This window comes from Saccharopolyspora sp. SCSIO 74807 (genome assembly GCF_037023755.1).
In the GTDB taxonomy this organism is placed as follows: domain Bacteria; phylum Actinomycetota; class Actinomycetes; order Mycobacteriales; family Pseudonocardiaceae; genus Saccharopolyspora_C; species Saccharopolyspora_C galaxeae.
The window spans coordinates 3,191,302-3,214,271 of record NZ_CP146100.1; the positions used below are offsets into that span (position 1 = coordinate 3,191,302).

General features: G+C 69.2%; 20 protein-coding genes. 4 read left to right on the forward strand and 16 right to left on the reverse strand.

What is annotated here, in order from left to right; all coding sequences use genetic code 11:
- The first annotated feature begins 80 nt into the window (after positions 1–80).
- Positions 81–2,513 carry a PEP/pyruvate-binding domain-containing protein gene (locus tag V1457_RS14760; RefSeq protein ID WP_338604523.1) on the forward strand — a complete coding sequence of 811 codons (2,433 nt, stop codon included), beginning with the start codon at positions 81–83 and terminating at the stop codon, positions 2,511–2,513.
- Positions 2,514–2,631: 118 nt separating this feature from the next.
- On the opposite strand, the gene V1457_RS14765 is transcribed toward V1457_RS14760, so the two are convergent.
- The 11 genes from V1457_RS14765 to V1457_RS14815 form a co-directional block, all read right to left on the reverse strand.
- Positions 2,632–3,375: an SDR family NAD(P)-dependent oxidoreductase gene (locus V1457_RS14765; RefSeq protein ID WP_200071043.1), complete on the reverse strand. Its 744-nt coding sequence runs from the start codon at positions 3,373–3,375 to the stop codon at positions 2,632–2,634.
- A gap of 62 nt (positions 3,376–3,437) precedes the next feature.
- On the reverse strand, positions 3,438–4,454 hold the full coding sequence (locus tag V1457_RS14770) for a VOC family protein (RefSeq protein ID WP_338604526.1): 1,017 nt from the start codon (positions 4,452–4,454) through the stop codon (positions 3,438–3,440).
- Between the two features lie 126 nt (positions 4,455–4,580).
- Positions 4,581–6,131 carry a 4-hydroxyphenylacetate 3-hydroxylase N-terminal domain-containing protein gene (locus V1457_RS14775; protein WP_200071045.1) on the reverse strand — a complete coding sequence of 517 codons (1,551 nt, stop codon included), beginning with the start codon at positions 6,129–6,131 and terminating at the stop codon, positions 4,581–4,583.
- Positions 6,121–7,728 carry an acetolactate synthase large subunit gene (locus V1457_RS14780; RefSeq protein WP_338604529.1) on the reverse strand — a complete coding sequence of 536 codons (1,608 nt, stop codon included), beginning with the start codon at positions 7,726–7,728 and terminating at the stop codon, positions 6,121–6,123. Before V1457_RS14780 ends, V1457_RS14775 begins: the two co-directional genes overlap by 11 nt.
- Positions 7,729–7,792: 64 nt before the next feature.
- A complete protein-coding gene (locus tag V1457_RS14785) occupies positions 7,793–8,602 on the reverse strand; it encodes a class II aldolase/adducin family protein (RefSeq protein ID WP_200071047.1) in 810 nt (269 codons plus the stop codon).
- Positions 8,603–8,626: 24 nt separating this feature from the next.
- The gene (locus V1457_RS14790) at positions 8,627–10,135 is read right to left on the reverse strand and encodes an FAD/NAD(P)-binding protein (RefSeq protein ID WP_338604532.1); all 1,509 of its coding nucleotides are present in this window, start codon (positions 10,133–10,135) and stop codon (positions 8,627–8,629) included.
- Entirely contained in the window at positions 10,128–10,532 is a 405-nt protein-coding gene (locus V1457_RS14795) for a carboxymuconolactone decarboxylase family protein (protein ID WP_338604536.1), read from the reverse strand. The genes V1457_RS14790 and V1457_RS14795 overlap by 8 nt, the downstream gene beginning before the upstream one ends.
- 114 nt (positions 10,533–10,646) lie before the next feature.
- Positions 10,647–12,581 carry an FAD/NAD(P)-binding protein gene (locus V1457_RS14800; protein WP_233627643.1) on the reverse strand — a complete coding sequence of 645 codons (1,935 nt, stop codon included), beginning with the start codon at positions 12,579–12,581 and terminating at the stop codon, positions 10,647–10,649.
- 52 nt (positions 12,582–12,633) lie between these two features.
- Entirely contained in the window at positions 12,634–12,825 is a 192-nt protein-coding gene (locus V1457_RS14805; protein WP_338604540.1) for a tautomerase family protein, read from the reverse strand.
- A 62-nt stretch (positions 12,826–12,887) separates the two neighbouring features.
- Positions 12,888–14,090, reverse strand: a complete 1,203-nt coding sequence (locus V1457_RS14810) for a YbfB/YjiJ family MFS transporter (RefSeq protein WP_200071051.1) — start codon at positions 14,088–14,090, stop codon at positions 12,888–12,890.
- A 7-nt stretch (positions 14,091–14,097) separates the two neighbouring features.
- Entirely contained in the window at positions 14,098–15,177 is a 1,080-nt protein-coding gene (locus V1457_RS14815; RefSeq protein WP_338604545.1) for a nitronate monooxygenase, read from the reverse strand.
- Positions 15,178–15,206: 29 nt separating this feature from the next.
- Here V1457_RS14815 and V1457_RS14820 point away from each other — a divergent pair, with 29 nt between their 5' ends.
- Positions 15,207–16,112, forward strand: coding sequence for a LysR family transcriptional regulator (locus V1457_RS14820; protein WP_338604548.1), 906 nt, complete (start codon positions 15,207–15,209; stop codon positions 16,110–16,112).
- Positions 16,113–16,263: 151 nt separating this feature from the next.
- Here V1457_RS14820 and V1457_RS14825 read toward each other — a convergent pair whose 3' ends face one another.
- Positions 16,264–17,580 (reverse strand): family 43 glycosylhydrolase, encoded by a 1,317-nt coding sequence (locus V1457_RS14825; RefSeq protein WP_200071054.1) that lies wholly within the window; start codon positions 17,578–17,580, stop codon positions 16,264–16,266.
- Positions 17,581–17,966: 386 nt separating this feature from the next.
- Here V1457_RS14825 and V1457_RS14830 point away from each other — a divergent pair, with 386 nt between their 5' ends.
- Positions 17,967–18,785, forward strand: coding sequence for an SAM-dependent methyltransferase (locus V1457_RS14830; protein WP_338604551.1), 819 nt, complete (start codon positions 17,967–17,969; stop codon positions 18,783–18,785).
- A gap of 232 nt (positions 18,786–19,017) precedes the next feature.
- Here V1457_RS14830 and V1457_RS14835 read toward each other — a convergent pair whose 3' ends face one another.
- Positions 19,018–19,278, reverse strand: a complete 261-nt coding sequence (locus V1457_RS14835) for a hypothetical protein (RefSeq protein ID WP_200071056.1) — start codon at positions 19,276–19,278, stop codon at positions 19,018–19,020.
- 216 nt (positions 19,279–19,494) lie between these two features.
- Positions 19,495–20,244, reverse strand: a complete 750-nt coding sequence (locus V1457_RS14840) for a TetR/AcrR family transcriptional regulator (RefSeq protein WP_233627644.1) — start codon at positions 20,242–20,244, stop codon at positions 19,495–19,497.
- Between the two features lie 131 nt (positions 20,245–20,375).
- Between V1457_RS14840 and V1457_RS14845 the strand changes: the two genes are divergently transcribed.
- The gene (locus tag V1457_RS14845; RefSeq protein WP_338604556.1) at positions 20,376–21,251 is read left to right on the forward strand and encodes an LLM class F420-dependent oxidoreductase; all 876 of its coding nucleotides are present in this window, start codon (positions 20,376–20,378) and stop codon (positions 21,249–21,251) included.
- Positions 21,252–21,386: 135 nt separating this feature from the next.
- Here V1457_RS14845 and V1457_RS14850 read toward each other — a convergent pair whose 3' ends face one another.
- Together V1457_RS14850 and V1457_RS14855 are read right to left on the reverse strand one after the other, a co-directional pair.
- On the reverse strand, positions 21,387–22,688 hold the full coding sequence (locus tag V1457_RS14850) for an amidohydrolase (RefSeq protein ID WP_338604558.1): 1,302 nt from the start codon (positions 22,686–22,688) through the stop codon (positions 21,387–21,389).
- 141 nt (positions 22,689–22,829) lie between these two features.
- A complete protein-coding gene (locus V1457_RS14855; protein WP_295149185.1) occupies positions 22,830–22,967 on the reverse strand; it encodes a hypothetical protein in 138 nt (45 codons plus the stop codon).
- Positions 22,968–22,970 lie beyond the last annotated feature (3 nt).

The following is a 22,970-nucleotide window of genomic DNA, read 5'->3' on the forward strand; positions in this document are numbered from 1 at the left end:
CCATCGGCTTTGCCGTGGTGTGCCGGGAAGTCTGGTCGGCGTGTTGAGACGTGATCGCCGTACGAGACGGGAGCCGCGCGATGGCGACCGGCAATGATTCCCAAGTGATCGAACTCGCGCAGATCGACGCGAGCATGCTCGGACTGGTCGGTGGGAAAGCCGCCGGCCTGGGTGAGTTGATCAAGGCCGGATTCCGGGTGCCGCAAGGGTTCTGCTTGACCACGCGAGCGCACGTGACCGGTGAGATCCCGGAAGGGGAAGTCCTCGACGCCTACGCCCGAATCGGCGGCGGACGGGTGGCGGTGCGTTCCAGCGCCACCGCCGAGGACCTGCCCGATGCCAGTTTCGCGGGGCAGCAGGAGAGCTTTCTCGACGTCAGCGGTGCCAGTGAGCTGCTCAACGCGATCCGCCGCTGCTGGGATTCGTTGCACTCGGATCGGGCGGTCGCCTACCGCGAGGCCAACGGTGTCGGCCCCGACGTGCACATGGCCGTGGTCGTGCAGCGGATGGTCGATGCGAAGGCCGGCGGGGTGTTGTTCACCGCGAACCCGCTCACCGGGACGCGGACGGACATGGTCGTGGACGCGGTTTCCGGATCGGGCGAGGCGGTCGTCGACGGGTCCGCCATCGCCGATCACTACGTCCTCGACGGAACCCCGCCGCGGGCGGACGGTTGCCTGGACCGCGATCAGCTGGAGCTGCTGCGCGAAGCCGGGGCCGCGGTGCAGGAGAGCTTCGGCTGCCCGCAGGACATCGAGTGGGCCATCGCCCGGGACGGCGGGCTGTGGCTGCTGCAATCCCATGCCATCACAACACTTTTCCCGCTGCCGCCGGAAACCGATGACTTGCGGGTCTACTTCGAGATGGGCCACATGCAGGGAATGCTGCGGCCCTTCACCCCGGCGGGGATGTCGGCGCTGACCCGTGGCGCGAAGCTGTGGATGGACTCCGCCGGGCTCTCGGGCGGTGCGTTCGGCGATGCCATGGGGATCGTCCCGGTCGGCGATCGGTTGTTCATGGACTTCTCGGACCTGTTGCGCAACAAGCGAATCCGGTCGCGACTGCCGCGGATGATGGAGGTCTACGGGCCGCGCAACGTCGAGATCGTGCGGCGGCTGCTGAAAGATCCGCGTTTCGCGCCGACCACCGGCGGTCTGCCCTTCCCCGTTGCGCCGCTGCTCAAGAAGGGGCTGCGGGTGCTGCCGAAGGCGAAGTTCGAGTTCATCCGGATCCTCGCCTTCCCCGCCGCCGCGCGCGAACGCGCTTTCCGGACCACCGAGAAGCTCAAGCGCCGGGCCGTGGCACCGGAATCCGCGAGCACCGCCGAGCGGCTGCGTTTCGCCGAGCAGGTGCAGCGGGACTTCATGACGGCGTCCGAGGTGATCTGGCCGCTGTTCATCGGAATCGTCGTCAGCCAGTTCCCGAACGCGCTGCTCAAGGGCATCGCCACGGACGCCGAGCTGGACACCGTCCTGGGCGGGTTGCCGCACAACGTCACCACCGAAATGGACCTCGCGCTGTGGCGGCTGGCCGCCGACCTCGACGAGCCGGAGCGGGAACTGCTGCGGTTCACACCGCCCGCGGAGCTCGCCACCCGCTATCAGGCAGGCGAACTCCCCGACATCGGGCTGGACGACTTCCTGTCCCGCTACGGCCACCGCGCTGCGTCGGAAGTCGACATCGGGGTGCCTCGCTGGTCGGAGGATCCGACGCAGATCTTGTCGACCATCGCCGGATACCTGCGGATCACCGATCCCGAGCAGGCTCCGGACCGCCGGTTCGCCCAAGCCGCGGAACGCGCGGAGGCCATGATCGACGAGCTCCACGAGCGCGCCCGTCGCAAGCGCCCGATCCGTGCCCGCCTCGCCCGGTTCTGCATGCGCCGCGCCCGCCGGCTCACCGGCCTGCGCGAACTCGGCAAGTTCGCCTGGCTGTACTCGCTGAGCTCGATGCGCACGCAGCTGTTGCGCGTCGGCGAGGATCTCAGCGGGCAGGGACGCTTGGAGCAAGCCGGCGACGTGATGTTCCTGGACCTCGACGAGATCCGAGCGGCGGTGCGCGGAACCGACCAACGGGACCTCGCCGTTGAACGAAAGTACCGCCACACCAGGGAAATGCGTCGACGTGCGGTCCCGATCGCGGTGCTTTCCGACGGCACGGACCTGGAGGCGACGGGCGCGCCCGAGGCCGTCGCCGATGGCGCGATGACCGGTCTGGGCGCCTCCCCGGGCAAGGTGACCGGCCGTGCGCGCGTCGTCCGCGATCCGGCCGACGCGCGGCTCGAACCCGGCGAGATCCTGGTGGCCAGCACGACCGATCCCGGCTGGACTCCGCTGTTCATGACCGCGGCCGGGCTCGTCACCGAAACCGGCTCGCCCATGGCGCACGGTCCTACGGTCGCCCGCGAGTACGGGATTCCGGCGGTGATCTGCGTCCGGAACGCGACCGCGGAAATCGAGACGGGTCAGGTCGTCACCGTGGATGCGACCTCGGGCACGGTCACTCCGGAATGAGGCCGTGCGCCCGGGATTCCCCTGCTGGGCCGCGGCATGTTCTTGCCCCGTCGGGGCCGGCGGCGTTCGTGCGAGCCCGACCGGGAATCGGCGCGTGCTGCGGAACGGTCGCCGGACCTCAGACGTGGTCCGTCGGCCGGATCAGCACTTCGTTGACGGATACGTGCGGTGGTGCGAGCACGGCGTGACGGACCGAATCAGCGACATCTTCGGGGGAGAGCTGGCGCATCGACGCCGCCCACTCGTTCGCGGAGCGGCGCGTGGCCGCGTGGGTGATGTGATCGCGCAGCTCAGTGTCGACCATTCCCGGCTCGATCACGATGACCCGCACGCCCCGGGCCGTGACCTCTTGACGCAGCGATTCGCTGAAGGCGTTGACCGCGAACTTGGTCGCGTTGTAACCGGCGAACCCGTTGCGTACGACCCGCCCGGCCAGCGAGGAGACCTGCACGAGCGTTCCGCGCGCCGCCAGTAGGTGTGGCAATGCAGCGTGCGTCAAGTACATCAGGCCGAGCACGTTGGTGTTGACCATCCGCGTCCAGTCCGAGGTGTCGGCATCCTCCACCGGACCGAGCAACATCACCCCGGCGTTGTTGACCAGGACGTCGAGCCCGCCGAGCGTGTCCACAGTGGATTCCACGGCGGCGCGGCAGGCGTCCTCATCGCTCACGTCGAGTGCGATGGGGTGGACGGTCGCACCGCTTGCGGTGAGCTCGTCGGCCATCGCCGTCAGCCGCTCGTACCTGCGCGCGGCGATCGCGACGGCGGCTCCTTCGCGGGCCAGGCCGCGGGCGATCGCGGCTCCGATGCCGGAGCTCGCACCCGTCACGAGCGCGACCTTGCCGTTCAGCTGTCCAGACACCGCAGAAATCCTTTCGCTGGGGAAGTGCTGTGCGGAATGCGATCGTTCGGCGTGCGGCAGTGTCAGTCCGGCACCGGAGCCGGATCGGAGGTGGCGGCACCCGTGGTGCCGTCGTGCGGCGCTTCCACGGGAGGCGTGCCGTAGGTGAAGTACGTTTCCCAAGGCAGTTGTGCTCCGCCGATGGCCATGCCCACATCGATCTCGTCCATCGTCCAAGTCCTGGTTCGGAAATCCGGCTCCAGCACGAGCACCCCCGGGTCTCCGAACAGTTCCACCCGGTTGCCACCCGGCTCGAAGACGTACAGGAACGCTCCTTGGGAGATCCCGTGCCGATCGGGGCCGGCTTCGATGGGCACGCCCTGCTCCCGGAACATCTCGGCGGCGTCGGCGTTGTGCTGCGCGACGCCGTAGTAGAAGGCGACGTGGTGGAAGCGACCGAGCGCACCCCGCGCGTCCCGCATGACCGCCACCTCATGCCCGAGGTTGTTGCTGCTCATCCAGGTACCGACCTCGGCGTCGCCGTCGACGAGCCGTTCGCGGGTGCGCATCCCGAGCAGGTCCTCACAGGTGCGCCGGACGGCGCTGACGTCGGCGGCCATGAGGTTCAAATGGTCGATGCGCCGGACCGGAACCCCGTGCAACGGCTTCTTCGACGGCCGGGTCAAGATTTTGCTGCGCAGATCAGGAGGAGCGAGGTACTGCTCGGTCTCCCACAGCAGGCGGAGCTCGTGGCCGTCCGGGGTGTGGAAGCGGTATGCCGGACCGTGGCCGAAGTCGCCGTCGATCCACCCGTCGCCGAGTCCCGCGGCCGCGACGGCTCGGACCCGTCGGTGCAACGCGTCCGCGGACGAGGTCCGCAAGCTCGCGTGCACCATCCGCGGCGTCGGGCCTTCGGTGATCTTCAGGCTCCACTTATACGGGTCTTCGTAACCGCGCAGGTAGACCGATTGGCCGCGGCGTTCGGTCACGTACATGCCGAGCAGCTGCGTGAAGAACCACTCGCTGCCCGCCGGGTCCGGGGAGCACAGCTCGATGCAGGCCAGATGGGCGATCTCGTGGTGCGGACGGGTTTCGTGCATGGTCGGTTCCCTCGGGGTTGGTGGGGACCTTGCAGGGACTTCTGCGGACACGAGCCGCGGGCGCCCGCGGCAGCGACCCGCTCAGCGGCGTGGTCGCGGCGTTCGTCCGGGTGGCGCTGACCAGGTTCAACGCGCTGCTCGGTCGGCGGGGCCGAACAGATCTGGCCGGGTCCATCCATCGAGGTCGTACTCGGACATGCACCGCTCGGCGAAACCTTTCAGCTCGCCGTCCCTGCCGGATTTCTGGTAAGCGAACAGGGTTTGGGCGCGCACGCTGTCGTGGTCTCCGCCGTAGTTGCGCTCGTACAATTCGTGCCTGCCGGCGAATTCGGTGCCGACCGCGTCCCAGAGGAGTTTGAGCAGCTGCACCCGGTCGACCGCCTCGATGCCGTGCGAGCCGCGCACGTACTTGTCCAGGTAGGGCCGGATGTCCGGGTGCTGCCAGTCGGCGGCGTGCGAGTTGAGGTAGATCAGCGCGCTGCCCAAGGTCTGCTGGATGATCTCCTTGACCCGCGGGTAGCCGGTGCCCATGAAGGTGCGATAGGCGAGCCCGTAGTGCAGGTTGGGTTGCACGCTGCCGCCCGTCCACGGTTCTGGGAAGCCGGCCATCGCGTCGGAGAGGGCCCAGAACAGGTCCCGCCAGTTGAGGATCTCGCCCACCCGGGACTGCACGGACCGGGTTTCGCCGGTGCCGGTCATCTCCACCCCTTTGAGCACGCAGCCGGCGATGAAGTCGAGTTTGACGGCGAGCCTGGTGCATCCGTGGAAGGTGAACCGCTCCAGGAACCCGGTGCTGGAAGCGAACGAGTTGGCCGCGTCCGCGTCGTACATCAGGACGTTCTCCCACGGAACCAGCACGCGATCCAGGACCAGGATCGCGTCGTTCTCGTCCATCCTGCTCGACAACGGGTAGTCGAACGGGCTACCGGTGGCCGCGGCGATCCGCTCGTAGGACGTGCGGCAGAACAACTTCATCCCGCTGGTGTCCGCGGGCAGGATGAACACCAGCCCGAACCGCTTGTCCCGCACCGGAATCCCGTAGTGCGCCACGAACGTCGCGTTCGTCAGCGCCGCACCGGTCGCGACGACCTTCGCCCCCGAAACGATGAGCCCTGCGTCGGTTTCCCGCTCGACGTGTACGCAGACGTCCGCGATCTCGTCCGCGGGCCGGTCTCGGTCGATCGGCGGGTGCACGAGCGCGTGGCTCAGGTGCAGCACGCGCTCCTGCGCGTCTTTGTACCAACGGCGCGCGTTGTCCCGGAATTCCCCGTAGAACTCCGCGTTCGGGCCCAGCGTTCCGAGGAAGGACGCCTTGTAGTCCGGTGTGCGCCCCATCCACCCGTAGACCAGGCGTTGCCAGGCAGCGATCGCGTCCCGGGCCTGCAGGAGGTCGTCGGCGCTGTGGGCGGTGCGGAAGAACGGATGGGTGAACCCGCCGTTCCCGGTGTCGGTGGGAACGCGCAGCACGCCTTCTGCGGCAGGTTCGTGCATCGCGTCGTAGAGCTGCGCCAAGGAACGCGCGCTGTTGCGGAACGCCGCATGGCCCGTCACGTCACCGACGCGCTCGCCGTAGATGTAGACCTCGCGGTCGTCGCGGAGCGAATCCAGGAATTGCGTGCCGGTGAACGGGCGGACCTCGTTGCGGGTGGCGGAATCAGTGGTCGCTTCAACTGCCATCTGTGGTCCTCTGCGAAGTCGGGGAAGGCATGCTGGTCGCAGCAGCAGGCGTGGGTGCGATGAAGGCTTCGATCAGCTGCGGTCCGGGCTCGGACACCGCTCGCCGGAGCGCGGTGGTGAGCTCTTCGGCGGTGCGGACGCGCACGGCCTGGACACCGGTGCCCGCTGCGAGCGCGGTGAAATCCAGTCCTGGGCGCTGCAGGGCGAGCATTTCCCGGGCGCGGCGGCCCGGCCGACCAACACCGTCCAATTCGGACTGAAGTACTGCGTAGGCGCCGTTGTTGATCACTACCGTCGTGACGTCGAGCCCTTCACGGGCCTGCGTCCACAAGGCTTGGATGGTGTACATCGCGCTGCCGTCGGCTTCCAGCAGCACCACGGGCCGGTCCGGTGCGGCCAGCGCGGCGCCGGTGGCCACCGGCAGCCCCTGTCCGATAGCGCCGCCGGTGACGGTCAGCAGGTCGTGTGCCGGACCCCGCGCGAACGCCTGCGGGAGGCCGGAACCCGCCGTGTTGGCCTCGTCGACCACGATGGCGTTTTCCGGCAGGGCAGCCGCGACCGCACCGGCGAAGTTCGCGACGCCGAGCAGGCCGCTCGTCGGCATCGGTCGCGCGGACCATGCTGCTCCGACCGGGCGGTGACCCGGCGCGAGCCGGTCGGCGAGGGTTTCCAGCGCGGCAACGACGTCCTGGTCCGGCTCGGCCAGGACGTCGACCTCGCAATCCGGCGGTACCAGGTCGCCCGGATGCTCGGGGTAGGCGAAGAAGGTCACCGGCCAATCGGCTCCGGCGAGCACGATCCGGTCGTGTCCGGTGAGTTGCTGCGCGGCGGCCGCAGGCGGGTAGGCCACCCGCGGAAACGCCGGCACGTCCGCGCCGCCGCGCATCCGTGCGGGGAAGCGCTCGACGAGCACCGTCGCACCGGTCGCCGAGCGCAGCCGGCCCGCCGCGCGGAGTCCCCGCTCGCCCAGGGCAGCACCGCCGAGCAGTAGCAACGGCCGTTCCGCGTCGTCCCGAAGCGTCGTGGTGACCGCTTCCAGCCCCGCTTCCCGGACGGGCTCGGGAGTCCGCGCTTCCCGCGGCGGCGCCGACACCACCCCTTCGGACCAGGCGACGTCGGCGGGCACGACCAGCGTCGCGATCCGACCGGCCGGTCCGCGCGCCGCGGCCACCGCCGATGCGGCATCTCGCGCCAGGTCGCGCGGGTGACCGGTGGTGCGCACCCAGCCGGACACCGTGCCCGCGATCGGCCGGATGTCGGACTGCAGCGGGGCGTCGTAGCGCTCGTGCCAGGTCGCATGGGTACCGACGAGCGCGACCATCGGCGTGCCAGCCCGCCAGGCGTTGTGCAGGTTCGCCAAACCGTTGCCGAGCCCGGGGCCCAAGTGCAGCAGGACCGATGCGGGCCGCTGCGCGATCCGCGCGTAGCCGTCCGCCGCGCCGGTGGCCACTCCCTCGAACAACGTCAGCACGCCGCGGAGCTCAGGCACGGCGTCCAGCGCGTGCACGAAGTGGATCTCCGAGGTGCCCGGGTTCATGAAGCACACGTCGACGCCGGAGTCGACCAGCGTGCGCAACAGGGCATGTGCTCCGTTCACGCCGTCCTCCACGTGTTCGGGGGCGTCAGCACGCGCCGGGGCGCGCCATTTCTGCGCACGGGGCTCACTCCTCGAACATGTCCGGTTGTTCCGCGGTGATCTCGTCGTAGAGCAGCTGGAAGCTGAACCAGCCGAGCTGCGAGTCGCCGAACCCCGCCTTGGCGCTCACCGCCTGTTCGTGGGTCATGGGCAGTGGCTGCCCCGCTGCCGCGGCCAGCAGCTGCACCCGCGCGCACCCGTCGAAGGTGACGAACCGGTGCACCGCCTCGTCGAGCGAAGCACCGACGGTGATCAGCCCGTGGTGGCGCAGCAGGATGGCCCGGCTCCCGCCGAGCTTCTCCGCGATGTCGCGGCCCTGGTCGATCGTGATGGACGGTCCCTCGTAGGCGTCGTAGAGCACCTGGTCTTGGTAGAAGGCGGCGGATTCCTGGTCGAGCGGTTCGAGCAATCGCCCCAGCGCGCCCAGTGCGCGGGAGGATTCGGTGTGCGCATGTGCCGCGGCGACCGCGTCCGGGCACAGTTCGTGGATCTTGGAGTGGATGACGAACGCGCTCGGGTTGATCTTGTGCATGCCTTCGACGACGTTGCCCGCCGCGTCCACCCGCACCAGATCCCGGACCTTCACCTGCTGAAAGGACACGCCGAACGGGTTGGCCCAGAAGTGTTCCGGATGTTCGGGGTCGCGCACCGACAGGTGCCCGGAAATGCCTTCTCCGTATTCGTACTTGCCGAACAGCCGGATGGCCGCGACGAGCCGGCGTTTCCGGTCCCGGCGCTCGTCCTGCGCGGAGTCGAAGACGGGACCGCCGGGCAGTGGCAGGCCGGTGCGCGTGTCAGCGAGGTGCTGTTGCTCTTGCTGGGGTGCGGCGTTCATGTGCTTCCTTCCTGTGTTTCCCGCTCAAGCGGTCGGCACCCGGGTCATCGAGGATTGCGACCGCAGGTGCTCGAGAAGTGCGTTGCTGATGTCGCGGGCGCGGTCGACCAGGGACGGGACTCCGAACGTGAAGAACAGCGAGCCGCCGGCCAGGTCGCCGAGCGCGTACCACCGCGGATCAGCGGTGCCGCCGACGACGAACCGGCTGGTGAACGGGTCGACGCGCACACCGCCGCGGGGATGGAGTTCGGCGATTCCACGGCGGGCCAGCGACTTGATCAGCGGTTGGTCCGCCGCGGCGGCCCGGTGCGCAGGCACCGCGTTGATCACGGTGGTCGCCCGGTACCGGCCGCCCGAGGCGCTGATCCGGAACGGTTCGCCGGAAGGCTTGGCCACACCGCGCACTCCATGGACGAACCGCAGCTGTCCCGACTCGGCCAGCTCGACAAGACCGGCCGCGCTCGTCGGCGGCATCGGACAGCAAAGGCTCATCACCGTCCGCAGCCACGAGTGCGTCAAGGCCGACTTCTCGTGTTCGGGCAGCAGCGTCCAGACGTCCGGGCCCGCCTCGGGCACCGCCCGCTGAACGATGCGCAGGGCCAGGCTCGGGGAATCGACGCCCGCGAGGGCACGTCGCAGCCGCGATACGGGAGTGCCCGCGGTCAACGAGCGCACGGCGTCGGCCACCGCTTCCAGCGCCTCGCCCGCGGAGGCCAGTTCGGCCCGCATCACCTCGGTCAGCTGCCCCACGGTCATGGTCTCGTTGCGCCTGGCGGCAGCGTTCAGGCGCTCCCGGGTGAACAACCGCAGCGGGTGCTCGACCGGGCGCTGGCGCACCGCCGGGAGCGCACCGGTGCGCGAGACGAGGTGAATGCGGCCGCGATGGCCCCGCGCTGCCAGCGCGAGCACCGCGTCCACACCGGTCAGTCCGCTGCCCAGCACCGCCACATCGGTGTCTGGTGCCACCGATTCGAACCGGTGCGCGACCGGGTAAGGATCCGCGACGAACCCCGGTCGCCCGGTCAAGCCGTATGGATCAGCGGGCCGCCCGCCGCCGACGCAGAGCACGACGTGGCTGGCCCACACCTGCTGTCCGTTGCTGGTCTGCAACCGCACGCCCCCGTGGCAGGTGACCGCCGAATTCACGCGCTCGCCGAGCAGCCGAACCGACCATCCTCGCTCGGCCAGCCGCCGCAGCGCCGTCCGCGCCGATTCCTCCAGGTACTCGCCGAAAACGCTGCGCGGGCAGTAAGGCGTGCCGGTGAACGGATCTTCGTGCCAGGCCGCTCCGCGCACGGCGAGCCAGCGGGCGAAATGACCGGTGTCCCCGTCGCGCACGGACATGTCCTGCGGTGGTGCGTTCACCCGCAGCACGGCGTCGTCGTCCTGGAACGGGCGGCCCCGCCACCAGCTCTCGGCTGACTCGAACAGCGTGATCGATCCCGGCTCGCAATCAGCCTGCGCGAGCGCGTCGAGCAGGCACACCGCGGAGGCACCGCTGCCCACCACGCCGATCCGCAATCCCTCACCCATCGGTGGGTTCCTGCTGCGCGGAGCCGTGCATTTCGTCGGCGACTCGCCTGATGACGTGCATCGCGTCGATCCCCGACGGGATCCCGGCGTAGACCGCGCCCTGCAAGGCCAATTCCGCCAGTTCCTCGACAGTGCACCCGTTGCGCAGGGCACCCCCGACGTGCAGTTCGAGCTCCCGCGGCCGGTTGAGGGCGACCAGCAGCGCTACTGTGATCAGGCTTCGGGCGCGCCGGTCCACCGCATCGCGGTTCCACAGGTAGCCCCAGGAGTACTCCGTGATGAGTTCCAGCAGCGGGGCTGCGGGACTCCATCCGCGCAGCATGTTGTTGACGTACTCGTCGCCGAGCACTTCTCGCCGGGCGCGATCACCGGCGCGGTAGCGGTCATCGGTGTCCACGTTCTGCCTCCTCGTCGTTGCGGTTCCTGCCGGTAACGGCGGCGGTTGCGGGGATGCCCGCAGTAGTGGTGGAAGTTCGCGGGTGCAGCGGTCGGCGCGTGCTCGGCGCGCGGATCACGCCGGTGCGCTGGTCGCGGGGCCTGCCTCGGCAGTCCTCCGGGTGTCGGCGGCGCTCAGCGCGCCGCGCGCGACGGCATCGGCGTCGGACAGCGACACCGAGTTCACACCGGGCCGCGCGCCTGCTGCGGTCACCCAGTTCACGGCTTCGATCGGCACCCCGAAGGCGAAGCGTGCGGGGTGCCCCTGCCCGTGCGCGTTCTGGAGGAAGAACGGACGTCCGGAAACCGCCAGGCCGTTGCTGAGATACGGTTCCGACGGGTCGCCGATCTCGTAGCGGCGGCATTGGCCGGTTTCCGCCAAGTGCCGCAGGAGCGGGTCCGCCGTCCCCCGCAATCCGGGTTCCGGCAGCCGTGCCTCGATGAGGTTCCGGCCGCGCACGATGTCCTCGGGTGCGTGCGCCGAAGACATCCGGAACGCCCCGGAGTCCTCGTCCACCCGCACGCCGGGCGGCAACACCTCCAGGACACCGGCCTCGATCAGCGCGATCATCTCCTGGATGCGGCGCATCGGCGGGCCGATCGAGACGAACGCCGTCAGCGGAGTGAACCAGGGCTTGAGTTCGTCCCGGTAGGAGGTGCCGCTGATGCCGCCGTGATCGACGATCAGCCGGATCTCGTTGCGCAGGTCGCGCATGGCGTCCAGCGCCGCCTTCAACGGCCCGGAAACATTGCCCTTGGCCGCCTCCGCAACGTCCGCGCGCAGGTAGCCCAGCAACCAGTCGCGGAACTCCGACCGCCCGGAGAACACGCGGTCCCCGTACGGTTTGGCGATCCAGTCCCAGCTCCAGCGCTGCCCTCGCGCAATGCCGAACTGGTAGAGCAGCTCCTGCTCGGATTGCCACACGTCGTGCAGGAAGCGCTTCTCGAACAGCACGGCCGCGTGCTCGCCGGCGCGTTCCCGCAGCAGGGTGGTGTAGTAGAGGAGCTTGATCTCCTTGTCGACCAGCGGCCACACGTCCGTGCGGAAGTGCGGCGGATCGCCGCCGTCCGCCCGTCGCCGGAAGTCCGCGATCACCTCGTCGGTGAGCAACCGCGGGAAGTACCGGCCGTGCGCGCCCTTCTGGTTCGCCGCCCGCGCGTGGTACGGCACACCTCGGCGAGTCCCGGCGACCAGGTGCGGCTCGTTGCCGCTGGGCCGGTAACGAAGTCCATCGCCATCCGGTTCGAAGCGGCCACCACGCCCTGCGGTGAACAAGGCCATGTGGTCGAAGAAGTTGAGGCCCATCCCGCGCAGCAGCACCGTTTCGGAAGCTGGGATGTCGTCCAGGTGCAGATCGGCCGGGTTGGCCGGGGACAGGTAGGTCAGCCCGTGCTCGTCGGCGAAGCTGCGCAGCTGCTGCTCCTGAGCGGTCGGCTCGGCCGGGCGGTGGCCCTGTGCCAGGACGACGGCATCGAGCCCGCGCAACCGTTCGTCATTGGAAAGCAGGACGGTCTGCGAACCGTCGGGCTCGTCGTCGAGTTCCCGCGCCTCGGCCTGGTGGACCTGAACGCGCAGGTTCGGCGGGGCAGAGGCGATGGCCCGCTCGAAGAACCAGCGCAGGTAGCGCCCGTATAATCGTCGGGTCGGGTAGTCGTCCGGGCCGAGCTCGGCGATTTCCCGGCGATTTTGCTCGTCGTGCTGGTCGTGGTGGGCAGCTTGCGCCCACTCGTACAGGCTCGGCCCGGGCCTGATCGGCCCGTCGCACACCACGCTGTCGTCGGTGAACAACGTGACCTGCGAACTCACGGTGTTCATGAGGAGTTCACCGGACTGATCGACGCGCCACACCTTTCCAGGACCCGGCGGGAATGCGTCTACTGCGTGGACGGTGATCGACGCTTCGATTTCGAGAGCGACCGCGTTCGCGGCCATTCTTTCCAGCACTGCGGTGCCGCGCGGACCGCAGCCGACGATGCACAATTCGATATGACGGCGCACAGAAACCCCCAAGTTTCCATTTATCAGCGTGCGCTACGGCTTTATTTGAGAACTGCGGTTAGCTTCAATCGGCCAGATCGGATTGAAATGTTCCGCCCCGGAAGAAATGTGTGCGGGGCACGTCGACGAAATGGCCCTGAACGTCTGTGGCGGACGCGCGCAAGTGCTGCTGCGCAGCGTCCGCGACGGCGCGGGCGAATTTCCGGCGCTGCTCGGCATCGCGGCCTTCGAGCATGCGGACGACGATGAACGGCAAGTTGACCCCCAGAGTCGGTGCCGAATGGCGGCGTGAAACAGCCGGTAGCAGGAGCGGCCCGGTCAGCCGGGCGACGGCCTCCTCCTGGTCAGCGAAGCGGCCAGCAGCACGATCAGCGCAGCCGCCAGCACCAGCCCGCCCGCGAGCCATAGCGCGGGCAGGAGCGAACCACCCGTCGACATGGCCTCCGCGGCAGGCGGCCCGAGCACCTGACCGAGTCCGTAGCTGGTGATCAGGACAGGTGCGCTGGCCGCGGCGCTACGCCCGGCCCACTGCCTGCCCAAGGGCATGATCAGCGTGACGATGGCCATGAACGTGCCGCCGAAGATCAGCGAGGAGATCACCACCGACACCGGATGCGGATTCCAGGCGGGCAACGCGAGCCCCACAGCTTGCAGCAGCAGGGACCCCAGCAGCGTCGACGTCTGCCCGAAGCGCTGCGCGGCCCACGCCCACAACGGGCAGGAGGGGATGGCGGCGAGCCCGACCAGCACCCACGCGGACGCGCTCAGCCAAGCCGGGCCGAATTCGCCCACGATGGTCACCAGGTAGGTCCCGGTGATGATGTAACCGGCGCCTTCCAACAGGTAGGCGATGACGAGCAGCGCGAACGGCAGCCGCATCGGGTCCGGCCCGGCCGGTGCCGCTTCGGCCGCGTGTCGATGGCGGGCGCCACCGGGGCTTTTCAGCAGCACGAACGGGATCACGAGCGCGATCAGCACCGCGCCGGCCAGCCACGGGCCGCGCCAGCCGGCGAAATCCACGGACGGCGGCGTGATCAGTCCGGACAGGGCGATCCCGGTGCCGACGCCGCCGTAGAACCAGCCGACCGCGTAGCGTCGTCCGGGCTGCACCGAGTCGAGCACGAAATCAGTGGCGGCCACGAACACCAGCGCGCTCGCCACCCCGCTGCCGAAGCGCATGAACAGCCACGGCGCCGCGGAAGTCGTGGCGGCCATGCTCGCGGTCAATCCGGCGCTGCCGATCAGCCCCGCCACCAGCAGCGGCCGGCGCAGCTTGGCGACGTCGAGGAACACCGTGACCAGCGCCCCGACCAGGTAGCCGAGGTAGTTCGCGGTCGCCAGCGAGCCGGCCACGTGTGCAGACAACCCGGCGGCGCGCTGCATCTCGGGCATGACCGGTGTGTAGAGGAAGCGTCCGATCCCCATCACGGCCGCCAACGCCAGCGCACCCGCGGTGATCAAGCCCTGCGGGGACGGCGTCACCGCTCCCTCGGAAATCCGGGCCCCCAGTTTGTCGGTCATCGCCAGGTCACTGCCCTCGGTCGGACTGCGTGGCGAGTCGGTCCGCGACCGCGGCCACGATTTCCCCGGCGGGACGGGCTTCGGCCAGCTCGTGGCGGGTCCCCGCCCACAGGTTCAATCGGTCGATGTCCCCGGCCTTGCCCGCCGCGGCGCGCAGGGGTGCGGTCAGGTAGTGCACGTGCGGGTAGTTGGCGGGTGCCTGGGCGTCGTGCTCCCGCATGAACGAGTTGACCAGGCCGCGGGCGCGCCGGCCGCTGAACGCGCGGGTCACCGCGGTTTCGCTGTAGCGGGGATCGACCAAAGCGTCTTTGTGCCCGGGGTTCGCGCCGGACTCCGCCGCGCGCAGGAACGCGGTGCCCAGCTGCGCGGCCACGGCACCGGCGTCGAGGACTGCCCGGACGTGCTCGGCGTTCATCACGCCGCCGGCACCGATCAGCGGCAACGAACTCCGCCCCCGCACGGCGGTGAGCAGGTCCACCAGCGGCGTCGTGCGCTCCTCGGCGTCGTTGAACGATGCTTGGTGCCCGCCCGCCTCGCTGCCCTGCACGCACAGCGCGTCGACTCCGGCGGCTTGCGCTTGCTCGGCCTCGGCGACGCCGGTGACCGTGCCCACCACGGCGCTGCCGACGTCGTGCAAGCTGGACACGACGTCGGCGGGCGGGCAGCCGAAGGTGAAGCTCACCACCGGCACCGGGTCGGCGAGCAGCAGCGCGACCTTGGCCTCCCAGTCGTCATCGGTCCACAACGGATCACCCGGTTCGGCGCCCAGTTCGTGCGCTGTGGTGGAAATCCGTTCCCGATAGGCGCGCACGCCGGCTGGATCAGGCTCGTCGATTTCCGGAACGAAAAGGTTCACCCCGAAGTCGGCCGAGGTGAGTTGGCGCAACTGGTCGATCTGTTCGCCGAGCTTCGCGGCATTCTTGTAGCCCGCTGCGAGGAATCCCAGTCCGCCCGCATTGGAGACTGCCGCGGCCAGCGCGGGCGTTCCCGCGCCTCCTGCCATTGGTCCGAGTATCACCGGAACCCGCGGTAGCGGAAACTCAGCACGTGACAATGTCGACTCCTCATTCGGTGAGCTCGCGGCCACAGACTAGGCGGTTAGGTTAAACGAGACAAATGCGTTCCGGTAATGCTCTATGCTCTGGCGGTATGGACGACGTCGACCTGCAGCAGCTGCGGGCTTTCGAAGAGCTCTGCAAAGACCTGCACTTCACCCGCGCGGCAGGCCGGTTGGAGGTGACGCAGCCGACGCTGACGAGAATGATCCGGAAACTGGAGGATGCCCTCGGGGTGCATCTGGTGGATCGCACTACGCGGAACGTGCACCTCACACCGGCCGGGCAACGGTTGCACGGCGGTTTGCGCCGGGTGCTGCCCAGTCTGGACAGTGTCCTTCAGCACACGATGGAAGGCGCCGTGCTGCGCCTCGGGTTCGCGTGGGTGCTCCCGAGCGGCTGGGCACAGCAGGTCACCCAGCGCTTCGAAGCCGAGACCAGCGCCCAGGTCCAGCTGGTTCGCATCGATGATCGCACCGCTGGTCTCGATCACGGCGGGGTCGATGTCGCGGTGATCCGGGGCGAGGTCGACGACCTCGGGTTGCGCACGACCACGTTGACGCACGAAACCCGGGTCGCGGTGGTGGCGCTGTCGCACCCGCTCGCGGCGGAACCCGCGGTCCGATGGGCCGAATTGGCCGCGCATCCACTGGTGATGAACACGGTGAGCGGTACGACCACCCCGGATTTGTGGCCGGGAGATGGCCCAGCGGTGGCGGTGCGGTGCGGCAACTTCGACGAATGGCTCGAAGCCGTGGCCGCCGGGCAAGGGGTGGGGGTCGTTCCGGTTTCGGCCAAGCTGCACCACCCGCACCCGCAGGTGCGCTACATCCCGATCGAAGGCGCTCCGCCGGTCCGGCTTTCCATCGCGAGCGCGGCGGAGCGGGAGCTGCCGTTGGTCGAGGCGTTCCACCGGATCGCCGCGGAATCCGAGATCGACCGGAACGACCGGCCGGATCGAACTTGATGTCCGGTGCGAGTGAACTCGACCGCAACAGGAACTGCGTGTCCACAGCAGCGCTGTTCAGGCACTGTTCGCCCGGCTGCCGTGATCATCCGGGTCAGCGTGATCGTACGGTCGGTGGTTCCGCCACGAAGCGCCGTCATGCCAGGCACCCTCACTTCCGGCGTTGGACGTAGATCCGGTCGCGGCCCGGGCCGGTCCACTCCATTCGGACCACGCCGGGCACGGCGGCGTCCTCGACCCGTGACGGGTCGGCCCAGTAGCCGGCGACCGGGTTGCGGAAGAACGTCGCCCACAGCCGGCCGTCGGCGTCCACGAAGAGGTTGTTGTGGCCGGCGCCGACACCCGCGGTCCAGCGCTTCGAGTACGGACCTTCGAACGTGTCCGAGACGGCGATGATCGCGTCGTACTGGTACTGCTCGCTCTCGTTTTCGGGCGTGTTGTAGGCGTAGCGCTTGCTGCCGTCGGGTTCGGTCGACGTCCGATTCCAGGCGGCGTGCATCATGTAGTACTTCTCTTCGTATTTGAGCACGAACGCGCCTTCGAGATACGGCTCCGGTGCGTACCGCGTCTGCTCGAACTCCGGGAGGTTCGTTTTCGGGACGATGTCCTCCATGTCGTCCCGGAATTCCGCGTACAGGTCGTTGTGCAGCACGAGCCACGCTTTGCCGTCTTCGGTGTAGAGCCCGCCGTCGATGTGGTGGTAGATCTCCGGGTCGACGAAATCCGGCCCGTCGGGGGCCAGGTCGCCGAACGGTTTTTCGAGGTTGCCCTCGACGACCCGGTACGGGCCCTGCACGCCGCCCTCGCTCTTGAGCATGAACGACCCGACCTTCCTGGAGTGATCGCCCATGCACGCGACGAGGTACCAGGTGCCGCGGAAGTAGTGCAGCTCCGGTGCCCAAACGTTGCCGCGCTTGCCGTATTCCTCGTCGTGCCAGTACTCCTGCCACGGGGCGACGACGGTGCGTCCGGGCTCGTTCTCGCCGACGAACTCCGGTGACCACACCTTGCCCTTGTCCGCATCGGGCCGGATGCCGGTCGTGTCCACCAGCTTCCACGGGCCGTCCAAGGAGTCGGCGACCCACACGAAGATGCCGTCGTTCCACGGCGATGCCGCGTCGAGATCACCGGCGCGGGTGGTGCCCGTGGCGACGTAGAGCGCCTTCCCGTCGACCGTGAAGCAGTTGACGTAGGTGTCCCGGATCCAGATCCTGCCGAGCTCCTCGTCCCGAGGGCGCAGCTCGAGATCGAGAATGCGCGAGTTGTCGTCCCTCGGCCACAGGTCCTTCCGGGTGTCCGCGGTGCCGTAGGGTTTCTTTTCCGGCCAGTTCGGCGGGTATTCCTGCTTCGGCGCGGCGCCCTTGGCCGATGCGACGGCGGGCAGCACGGTCGCCAGTCCCACGGTGCCCGCGGTACCCAGCAGCAGGGACCGCCGGTTCAGCGGCGAGCCGGATTCGTAGGTGGACATCGGTTGCTCCCGATCGTGTCGACTCGAATGGCGGGTCGAGACCGGCCAACCGCTCGGTCCCGTGATCGAGATTACATCGGCTCGGTTGCGCGGGGATCGACGACGAAACCACTTCGCGAATCCACAAAACGCCGCTGTGTAGGCATGATCGCCGTCGGCGGTGCACGTCCGCGGCAGTCCGCGGGCTGCTGCTGCGAGGACGCACGCGGTGCTGCGACAGGGAAACCCTTCGCGAAGGTGGTGGCGGGCCGTCCCGCGGATTCCTCCTGACCGATCCGGGCGTTCTGTCCACTGTGGTCACCGGGGTTGGTCGTTCGTAGGTCCGGGGTGCGCTGTGCGATGCTGATCAAGTTGGTTGCACGAGTGCTTTGATCGGGGAGAGCACGATGAGCGATGGGATTCCGCGGCCTGCCGCGGACCTCCGGACGGACCGGGCGCACGGTGCGCGGATCTACGACTACATACTCGGCGGCAAGGACAACTACGCCGTCGACAGAGCCGCTGCGGACGCCACCGTGCAGGTCTGGCCCGCGTTGCCGGTGCACATGCGGGCCAACCGGGAGTTCCTGCACCGGGCCGCCCGCTACTTGGTAACCGAGTGCGGTGTGGACCAGTTCCTGGACATCGGCACCGGCATCCCCACCTCGCCGAACTTGCACGAGGTCGTGCAGGAGGTGCGCCCAGAGGCCCGTGTCGTCTACACCGACAACGATCCCATCGTGCTCGCGCACGCCCGCGCGCTGCTGACCAGCGGCGAGCGCGGTCGCACCGCCTACCTGGACGCGGACCTGCGCGATCCGGAGGCGATCCTGTCCGCGCCCGAGCTGCGCGACACGCTCGACCCGGACAAGCCGATCGGGCTGATGCTCATCGCCGTCGTGCACTTCATCGAGGATGACGACGAAGCGCTTGCGGTCACCCGGCGGATCATCGATGCGCTGCCGTCCGGGAGTTACGTGGCCGCCACGATCGCCACCGACGACTTCGCCCCGGAGATGCTGGCGAAGGTGCGCCAGACCTACCACGATCACGGCGAGACGCTGCGCTGGCGCGACCGCGAGCAGTCCGCACGTTTCCTGGAAGGCCTGGAACTGGTCGAACCCGGCATCGTGCAGATGCACAAGTGGAAGCCGGACAGCGACACCTACGAAGCGGTTCCGGACGCGGACATCGCGATGTACGGGGCGGTCGGGCGCAAGCCGTGACGCCGTCGGAGCGATTCGGCCGATCGCGTACTTCGTCGCCTGCGCGCACCCGATGCCATCCCGGCTGTCGAGTGGCTTTCAACGAGTCGTTCCGGCGCCGCCGTTGACGTTGATGACTCGGCCGGTGATGAAATGGGCACGAGGCGTTTCGCGCGTAGGTGAGACCGGCCTGCCCTGGACCGTCCACTTCGGACTTGTTCGCGCTCCCGGTGCCTCGTTCGGCTCGGCCGGATCAGCGGCGGGCGAGCCCGCGCTGCGAATCCTCCTGGTCGTGCGGGCGGGCGGCTGCGTCGTCCGGGAATTCTGATGGGAGTCCGGGAGCCAGTACGAGCAGCGCGTCCAGTACGACGTCCTTGCCCTGTCGTTGCACGATGCGGTCGAAAGCGGCGATCGCGCTGTGCTCGTCCGTGCCGGCCAGCGCGAGGAGCCGGCGCAGCTGATCGACCAGCTCCAGCGGCGCGGAGGACTCATGTCCGGATTGGCAAAGGCTCATGCCGGCACCCCACACCATGATCCCGAGACCGCCCAACACACGTGGAGCAGGACGGTCCGAACGAGTGACCGATGGACAGGCCGGGTTCACCGTCTGCACTTAAAGGTCGGTGGCGCCCGACGGACGCTGAACCGTGCGGCCGTCAGCCGCGTTCCGGCCCGATATCCGAGTGCGCGCACGACCGGGACCGCGATGTGGTCGGCGGCGACGGACCGGCTAATCGAGCGGACGCGCTCCTCGCAGGAATTGGTCGATCGCGGTGTGGACGATCCCGTCGAGCAGTTCCGCTTCGACGAGGTTGCCGTTGATGATCGTCGTGATGCCCTGGACGGTCGCGTACAGCACCATGCCGAGCTGCTGGGGATCGCCCGCCTCGAGCGCGCCCTGCTCTTGGCCTTCCGCGATCAGGCCGATCATCAGGCCGAACGGCGCTTCGGCCGCCTCGAGGATCCGCGTCGCACCCGGCCGGTGCTTGCTGGTGTGCATCAGCTCGAGCAGTGCGGCGTTCTCGGTGGCGAAGCGGGTGTAGGCGACCATCGTGGCCCGCAGGCGCGCCGGGAAGTCGTCGTCGGCGGCCGTCAGCGCGGTGCGCAGCGCGGTGTCCAGCCGGGCGAAGCCGGTTTCGGCGAGCGCGTCGAGCAGCGCCTGACGATCCGGGAAATGCCGTCGCGGCGCGGCATGGCTCACGCCGATCTCCCTGGCCAGGTCGCGCAGCGACAGCTGGTCGGCGCCGTGCTCGCGCAGGCCCCGCTCTGCTGCGTCGAGCAGTGCGCAGCGGAGGTTCCCGTGGTGGTAGCGGCCGTCGTCGGTCATGGCTGGCACGGGCCGACGATAGCGCGCGGAGTTGTCGTTGACGACATTGTTGTCACTGGCTACTTTGTGGTCAATGGCCCGCTGCTGCCGACGTTCCCGTGCGTTCGCGGACAAGGGAGCACGCGTCGTGCCCGCCGCGCGCAACGTGGCCAACGACCTCGAAGGCCATCGTGATCGGCGATCGCGTCGAGATCCGGCAGCAGGCGATGACTTCTGGCGGCAGGATCGCCACGAGGGCGAACCGGCAGCAGCACACCATCCACGCATCCAGAGGAGCTCGGTCCATGCGCCTAGGTATCCACTTCGCGAACTTCACCCTGCCCGGCGGCTCGGAAGCGATCGCCGGGACCCTGTCGGCCACCGCCGCCGCGGCCGAGGAGGTCGGCGTCAGCCGGTTCAGCCTGATGGACCACTGGTTCCAGATGGAGCAGCTCGCCACCGCGCAGGATCCGATGCTGGAGGGCTACACCTCGCTGGGCTACCTGGCGGGCAAGACGTCCACGATGGACCTGGGACTGCTGGCCACCGGGATCACCTACCGGCATCCGGGGCTGCTCGCCAAGATCGCGACCACGCTGGACGTGCTCTCCGGCGGCCGGGCGCTGTTCGCCGTCGGCGCCGCCTGGTACGAGCGCGAGCACAAGGCGCTGGGCGTGCCGTTCCCGCCGCTGAAGGAGCGCTTCGAGCGGCTCGAGGAAACCGTCCGGATCGCGCGCCAGATGTGGAGCGACGACGACGGGCCGTTCCACGGCGAGCACTACCAGCTGGCCGAGACGATCTGCCGGCCAAGGCCGATCCAGCAGCCCGGCCCGCCGGTGCTCATCGCGGGCAGCGGCGAGCGCAAGACGCTCAAGCTGGTCGCCCGCTACGGGGACGCCTGCAACCTGTTCGGCTTCGACCCGGACGACGTCGCGCGCAAGCTCGACGTGCTCAAGCGGCACTGCGACGACGAGGGCACGGACTACTCCCGGATCGAGAAGACCATCATCGTGCCCTCCTGGGAAGCCAACAACGACCCCGACGCGTTCCTGTCCGCGATGGAGCCGTACGCCAAGCTCGGCATCGAGCTGGCCGAGGTCGTGCCCGGCAGCGACGACCCGGCCCGGGAAGTCGCCTCGTTCGGCGGCCGCGTGGTGCCGCGCCTGGCCGAAATGGGCTGAGGCCATCGGGCGAACCCCGCCCGTGCTCGCAACGGGCGGGGATTTCCCGTTCCGGCGGGACATCCGGAATCGGCGCGGCCGGGGCGATGGCTTCCTGATCGCCGACCTGCGCGACCACGTGTTGCGCAGCAGCGCTCAGGAAGCCGCGCTTTCCGCCGAGCGGGACTCGCCGGTGCCGGGATCGCGCGCGAGCCAGGCGAGCGCGGCGGTGGTGAGGGCCCGGATGCCGGTGTCCAGGGTCGGCTGCGGCACGGGAGCGAAGTGCGGGCTGTGGTTGCTCGGGATGTCCTGCGCCGCGGTGCCCCGTCGCTGAGCCCGCGCGTACTCGGCGGGGTCCGTTCCGCCGATGCCCCAGTAGGTGTAGGGGATGCCGAACGCCTGCGGGATTTCGCTCATGTCCTCGCTGGCGGTTTGCAGGTCGATGGTGTGCGCGTCGTCGCCGAAGTGCGCGGCGAACGCGCGGGCGACGGTTTCGGTGGTGGCCGCGTCGTTGACGGTGGCGGGGAAGTCGGCGAGCCGCTCGAACTCCGGTTCCGCGGGTGCGCCGGAGGCTTCGGCTTCGGCCCGCACGATCCGCTCGATCGATGCCAGCACCTGCTCGCGCACCGCCGGGTCGTAGGTGCGCACGCTCAGCTGCATCGTGGCGCGGTCGGGGATGACGTTCGAGCTCTGCCCGGCTTGAATGCTGCCGACGGTGAGCACCGCCGGTGTCGTGGCCGCGACCTCCCGCGACACGACGGTTTGCAGCCGGACCGCGGTCATCGCCGCCATGATCACCGGGTCGATGCCGGACTGCGGCGCGGAGCCGTGCGCGCCGCGGCCGTGGAAGGTGACGCGCAGGCTGTCGGCGGCGGACAGGAAGGATCCGCTGCGGGTGCCCACGTAGCCGGCGGGGTAGGGCAGCACGTGCTGCGCGAGCGCCACATCCGGTTTCGGGATCTTGCCCGCCAGGTCGTCGGCGAGCATGGCGCGTGCGCCGCCGCCGGTCTCCTCGGACGGCTGGAACAGCGCGATCACGGTACCCGACCACGCGTCGGTGGCTCGTGCCATGAGCTGCGCGAACCCGAGCAGGCAGGCGACGTGCACGTCGTGTCCGCAGGCGTGCATGACCGGTTGTTCGGCGCCTTCGGCGTCGGTCGCGGTGACTTCGGAGCTGTAGGGCAGTCCGGTGTCCTCACGCAGCGGCAAGGCGTCCATGTCCGCGCGCAGCAGCACCGCCGGGCCCCGGCCGCGGGAGAGGACGCCGACGACTCCGGTGCCGCCGATGCCTTCGGTGACCTCGCAGCCGGCCCGGCGCAGCGCCTCGGCGACCTTCGCCGCGGTGCGGTGTTCTTGGAAGCCGAGTTCGGGGTTGGCGTGCAGGTCCCGGTAGAAGTCTTCGACGCCGCCGCGGATTCCGTCCAGTCCGGCGAGCACCGCCGTCCCGCTGTCGTCCACTGTGATCAGTCCTTTCCGTGCGGAGCACGCCACCAAGTTAGGCCAGCACGCCGCGCGCGGACAGCTCGCCGCGGAACGAGCCGTGCCGCCCGGAACCGGAGCGCGTTGCGCGGCGGCCCGGGCGGCACGGCTCGGTGGAACTCAGGTGAACAGCTTGGACGCCTTCACCACCAGCTCGTAGACGCCGATGGCGAACGGAATCCCCACCCACGCCCAGGAAAAGACCAGCAGGGCCCGGGTCTTGGCGTCCGGAGCCTGCTCGTCGTGCTGCTCGGTCATCTT

What these genes read in the sequence shown, in the direction of transcription:
- V1457_RS14835 (WP_200071056.1), bottom strand. Translation starts at nt 19,278, where the DNA reads ATGAGCCTTTGCCAATCCGGACATGAGTCCTCCGCGCCGCTGGAGCTG.
- V1457_RS14770 (WP_338604526.1), bottom strand. Translation starts at nt 4,454, where the DNA reads ATGCACGAAACCCGTCCGCACCACGAGATCGCCCATCTGGCCTGCATC.
- V1457_RS14810 (WP_200071051.1), bottom strand. Translation starts at nt 14,090, where the DNA reads ATGACCGACAAACTGGGGGCCCGGATTTCCGAGGGAGCGGTGACGCCG.
- V1457_RS14790 (WP_338604532.1), bottom strand. Translation starts at nt 10,135, where the DNA reads ATGGGTGAGGGATTGCGGATCGGCGTGGTGGGCAGCGGTGCCTCCGCG.
- V1457_RS14845 (WP_338604556.1), top strand. Translation starts at nt 20,376, where the DNA reads ATGCGCCTAGGTATCCACTTCGCGAACTTCACCCTGCCCGGCGGCTCG.
- V1457_RS14820 (WP_338604548.1), top strand. Translation starts at nt 15,207, where the DNA reads ATGCGTTCCGGTAATGCTCTATGCTCTGGCGGTATGGACGACGTCGAC.
- V1457_RS14830 (WP_338604551.1), top strand. Translation starts at nt 17,967, where the DNA reads ATGAGCGATGGGATTCCGCGGCCTGCCGCGGACCTCCGGACGGACCGG.
- V1457_RS14855 (WP_295149185.1), bottom strand. Translation starts at nt 22,967, where the DNA reads ATGACCGAGCAGCACGACGAGCAGGCTCCGGACGCCAAGACCCGGGCC.
- V1457_RS14785 (WP_200071047.1), bottom strand. Translation starts at nt 8,602, where the DNA reads ATGAACGCCGCACCCCAGCAAGAGCAACAGCACCTCGCTGACACGCGC.
- V1457_RS14760 (WP_338604523.1), top strand. Translation starts at nt 81, where the DNA reads ATGGCGACCGGCAATGATTCCCAAGTGATCGAACTCGCGCAGATCGAC.
- V1457_RS14775 (WP_200071045.1), bottom strand. Translation starts at nt 6,131, where the DNA reads ATGGCAGTTGAAGCGACCACTGATTCCGCCACCCGCAACGAGGTCCGC.
- V1457_RS14825 (WP_200071054.1), bottom strand. Translation starts at nt 17,580, where the DNA reads ATGTCCACCTACGAATCCGGCTCGCCGCTGAACCGGCGGTCCCTGCTG.